2 protein-coding genes are annotated in these 4,588 nt (G+C 36.1%); one reads left to right on the top strand and one right to left on the bottom strand.

The annotated features are described in order from the left end of the window. Positions 1 to 163: 163 nt before the first annotated feature. Positions 164 to 2,833, bottom strand: a complete 2,670-nt coding sequence (locus tag ACJ5GX_RS02370) for a 2-oxoglutarate dehydrogenase E1 component (RefSeq protein WP_007301957.1) — start codon at positions 2,831 to 2,833, stop codon at positions 164 to 166. Between the two features lie 392 nt (positions 2,834 to 3,225). Between ACJ5GX_RS02370 and ACJ5GX_RS02365 the strand changes: the two genes are divergently transcribed. Then, the gene (locus ACJ5GX_RS02365) at positions 3,226 to 4,485 is read left to right on the top strand and encodes a hypothetical protein (protein WP_495292660.1); all 1,260 of its coding nucleotides are present in this window, start codon (positions 3,226 to 3,228) and stop codon (positions 4,483 to 4,485) included. The last annotated feature ends 103 nt before the right edge of the window (positions 4,486 to 4,588 follow it).

Below are 4,588 nucleotides of genomic sequence, written 5' to 3'. Positions count from 1 at the left end.
AGATAACTTACAACAATCAAACCTTTTATATACTTATACAAATATAAAAAGACTTTTATTTTTTTATAAAAGTCTTTTTATATTTGTATAAGTATATAAAAGGTTTGATTGTTGTAAGTTATCTAAGTGCTAGAGTCTAATTAATAAGTCTGCTTGAAGCCGCTCAGTGTTTGTACAGTTGTACCTGCGCAACTTGCTTCAAAATTTCTGCTTGTTGCTGAGCATGGATATTAGCATAACCACATGCAGGAGATGCAGCAGCAGGTCTTGCAATGCACTTAGGTCTTTTTGCTTGAGCATTGAGGCCAGACAATACCTCTTCTATCAATGGGTTGACAAAGAACCATCCTCCCATATTTTTTGGTTCCTCTTGACACCATATAATTTCAGCGTTCTTATATTTTTCGAGTTCATTGTTTAGTTTATCGGCCGGGAATGGATAAAATTGTTCTAAACGCACTACTGCTATATCGTTTATTTTTTGTGCTTCAAGCATTTCAATTATGTCGTAATAAACTTTACCACTACATATTACAACTTTACGTATTTTATCACTTGCAACTAAACCTGTTCTACACTCTGGAATTACCGTAAGAAATTTTCCTTCAAAGTCAGAAAGGTTAGAAACTGCGCTTTTATGACGCAATAGTGATTTAGGTGTAAACACCACTAAAGGCTTACGAAAATCTCGATTAATTTGTCGGCGTAAAGCATGAAAATAATTCGCAGGAGTAGAGCAATTAACCACCTGCATATTATCCTCTGCACAGAGCTGCAAAAACCTCTCTATACGAGCAGAACTATGCTCAGGCCCCTGCCCTTCATAACCATGAGGCAAAAGTAGAACTAGACCACTTGACCGCAACCACTTTGTTTCTGCAGATGAGATAAATTGGTCGATCATAATTTGCGCGCCATTTGCAAAATCACCAAACTGCCCTTCCCAGAGCACAAGTGAATAAGGAGAATCAAGGCTATATCCATATTCAAAACCCATCACAGCATACTCAGATAGTGCGCTATCTATAACTTCAAAGCGAGCTTGCTTCTCACTTATGTTGTTCAGTGGAATAAACGTTTCTTCTGTTACTTGATCAACAAGTCTTGAATGACGGTGCGAGAAGGTACCGCGACCAGAATCTTGTCCTGACAAGCGCACTCCTATTCCTTCTTTAAGCAATGACGCGAATGCAAGACTTTCACCAGTTGCCCAGTCTATGTTGCTACCGGAATTTATACTGTCTATTCTGCCATCAAGTATTCTTCTGACTTTATTATTGAGATTAAAACTACTTGGAATATTGCTATTTATGTGTACACCCAATTTTTTTAGCTCATCTGGTGAAACACCAGAGTCCGTATAATATTCACTCAAATCGTTCAACTTTGCTCTCCTGAGTTTTAACCACACTCCATCAAACCAGTCAGCTTTCTTCGGAGTATAAGTCGTTGACTCAGTAAGGCTTTTATCCAATCTTGTTCTAAATTCGCTGCGTAATTTACTTACTTCATCGCTACCTAGCACTTTCTCTGCAGTCAGCTTCTCTTCGTACAGCGTGCCTGGAGTTTTATGCTTTGATATTGCTTTATACATAAGTGGCTGAGTAAAATTTGGCTCATCGCCTTCATTATGGCCATATTTGCGGTAGCATATTATGTCAATCACCACATCCTTTTTAAATTTCTGCACATACTCCATTGCCAAATTCGCAACAAAACTCACAGCTTCTGGATTATCTCCATTAACATGAAATATTGGAGCTTCTATTGATTTTGCTACATCAGTGCAATAAAAAGATGAGCGTGCACAATTAGGATTTGCAGTAAAACCAACTTGGTTATTAATGACAATATGCACGATACCACCAACTTTATAACCTTCAATGTTGCTCAAAGTCAGGGTTTCAGCAACCACTCCCTGCCCGATAAAAGCTGCATCACCATGAATTGATATGCCAAGCACAGATCTCGTATTTTGTTTTGCTCTTACTCTTCCAGCTAGAACCGGATTTACCGCCTCAAGGTGAGATGGGTTAGGACATAAACTTAAGTGTATTTTTTTACCACCAGCAAGTGCTCGATCAGAAGAGTAACCAAGGTGATATTTGACATCACCAGACACCTCAAGACCACTTGGATATGCAAGGTTGCCTTGAAATTCAGACAGCATTGCCGCATAATCTTTTCCCATCACTTTGGTTAGAACATTGAGCCGTCCTCGGTGGGCCATACCAAGAACTATTTCTTCAATACCAAAAGCTGCAGAATCACTAATAACTCTTTCAATTGCAACAATGGCTGACTCCCCACCTTCGATAGAAAAACGCTTATATCCAGGAAATTTCATATGGAGAAATTGCTCGAACATCTCAGATTCAATCAAGTGCCTTAGTATTTCTTTTTTATCCTGAGGGCTTAGCGTATAGACCTGATTTTCAATTTTCTCCTGCAGCCAAACTCTTTCCTCATAAGAGGAAATATGCATAAATTCAAAACCGATATTCTTGCAGTAAATATCTCTGTAGATTCTAGTGTCACTTGTAGGAGAAAGATTCAAGTATTTTTGATAATCTATTTCCTTATTTACATGCGGTGATAATGGATTTAAGTCTGCAAAAAAGTGACCATAAAATCTGAAAAAATTTGCTAAATCATCAACATCTACCTTAGCTTCATTCTGTGCCCTGCAGGGTTCTGCTTTATTAACTTCTAAATTGCTCGAAAAAATTCTGTGCCAATCTTCTCCAATTGATTTATCGCCTTGCAAGTAACGGCTATAAATTTCTTCCACAAATTCGACATTATCGCCATAAAGGCAGCTTAAATTCGACATAATCACTACAAAAGATATCAAATACTTATAAGTATAACTTAAGTTTTTTAAAAAAGAACTCCTTTAGTTTCTAATTATTAAGTTATACAAACACTGTAATCCGAGTTTTCCAGAAAGGGTGTCATTCTAGACTGACATCTAATCTTTCCATAAATGCTGTATTTCAACATAAAACAACTATACTCATCAACTTGTGCCCAATCATAATTCCTAGATTCCAGTGTTAGCTACTTGTTTTTTGGATTTCTATACTATTGCTGATTGAAGATTATTGAAATTTTTTGCACATTAAGGAACGCAAGCGTTTATGAGTCAGAGGATAAGTCATATAACATTTACTCGGTCTTAATACTTTGAATTTATATTTAAGTAAACGATAAACAGTAATTGGTATGAGTGATCTATTTAAAAGTGACAATTATGATAAAAATCTCAATTCTTTGATAAGAGTCATAAAGCTGAAGGATACAAAAAAAATTAATGAACAATATGATGAAACACTGAAAGATTTATCTCAAGCTCTGAAGAATTTTACAAACAACGCAAAAGATGTAGCCAAATTTGTTATATATAGCGACTTGAATAATTATGTAGAACCTTTGAGCACAAAGCCACTCGGTTTTATTGGAACATTAAAAGGGATATTAGATAGAGTCTTGGGAAAAGATATTCCAACTAATGATAATGACATAAAAAATTTTGTTGGTGATGAATTATCAGGTTTCACTATAGAAAAAGCAGCCGAATACACAAATATTTTAAGTACAATTAATCTATTCAAGAAAGGACTTAAAGAAATTTTAGATTCGAAACAGAGTGGAAAAGGCAATAAAGAACATAAATCATACGAAGTAAGCACGGAAAATAAAACGACATCAAAGCAGAAGGAAGATACTCCTAAGCTGCAAAAAGGAAAACAGCCGGCAGGAAAATCAGGTATGAAGAAAATAAAACGGCCAACAACGGCACCTCCGCCACCTCCTACTGCCTCAAAAAAGGTACACTTTAAACCAGAAATAGAGAATGTATCTCCTGAAGATTCAGGCTATGAAAGTTCATTAAGTGAAGAGTCTGGAAATGAGGAAATATCAAATTATCAAGAGAAAAGTAGTAAATCTTCAACAAAAGATTCGGAAGACTCAAAGTTAGCTAAAAAGGAGCCAACTCACAAAACGAAACCTAAGAAAAATGCAGGAACAAGAAGAGGATATAAAAAGAGACAGGCTCCAGAGCCACCAGCGCTAAACGCTACCAATCAAGAAATTAAGCAAGAAACTAAAGAAGATAAATCTGAAATACTGTCAAATCCTAAAAGGCTAGATATTGTTGATCAACAAGTGAGCACGAAACCAATAATAGTAGAAGTGACTTCGCAAAAATCAGCTGAAAGTAAACCAATCCTGAAAAAATCTGCTGATAAAGCATCATCAGAAGTAAAAGCGGTTATTATAAAAGAAAAAGTAAATAGCAAGAAGGACGGTAGAGTAAAGTCAATAGTAGGAAAGTTTGAGCAAAATCAAGTTGCTAAGAGCAAAGCCACCCCTGCAACACAAGCAGATATCGGTATGAAGAAAGATCCTGCACCATCGCAAGAAACTGCCTCCCAATCTCACTCATTTCTTACTATTACCCACAAATATAAATGGACATAAAAATAAAGTATTACAACATTAAAGTTTGCAAACATTGAGGGTAAAAAATGGCAAACAGGAATAATGAATGGGCTGAAAATGAATTTGGAGATGCTGTACTTGG

The organism is Wolbachia endosymbiont of Tuta absoluta (assembly GCF_059414725.1).
Note: the sequence above shows the minus strand (reverse complement) of the source record. Positions and strands in the feature narration are given on the sequence as shown.

Bases quoted from the DNA above. Each gene is read 5' to 3' on its own strand.
- ACJ5GX_RS02365 (WP_495292660.1), top strand. From the start codon at position 3,226: ATGAGTGATCTATTTAAAAGTGACAATTATGATAAAAATCTCAATTCT.
- ACJ5GX_RS02370 (WP_007301957.1), bottom strand. From the start codon at position 2,833: ATGTCGAATTTAAGCTGCCTTTATGGCGATAATGTCGAATTTGTGGAA.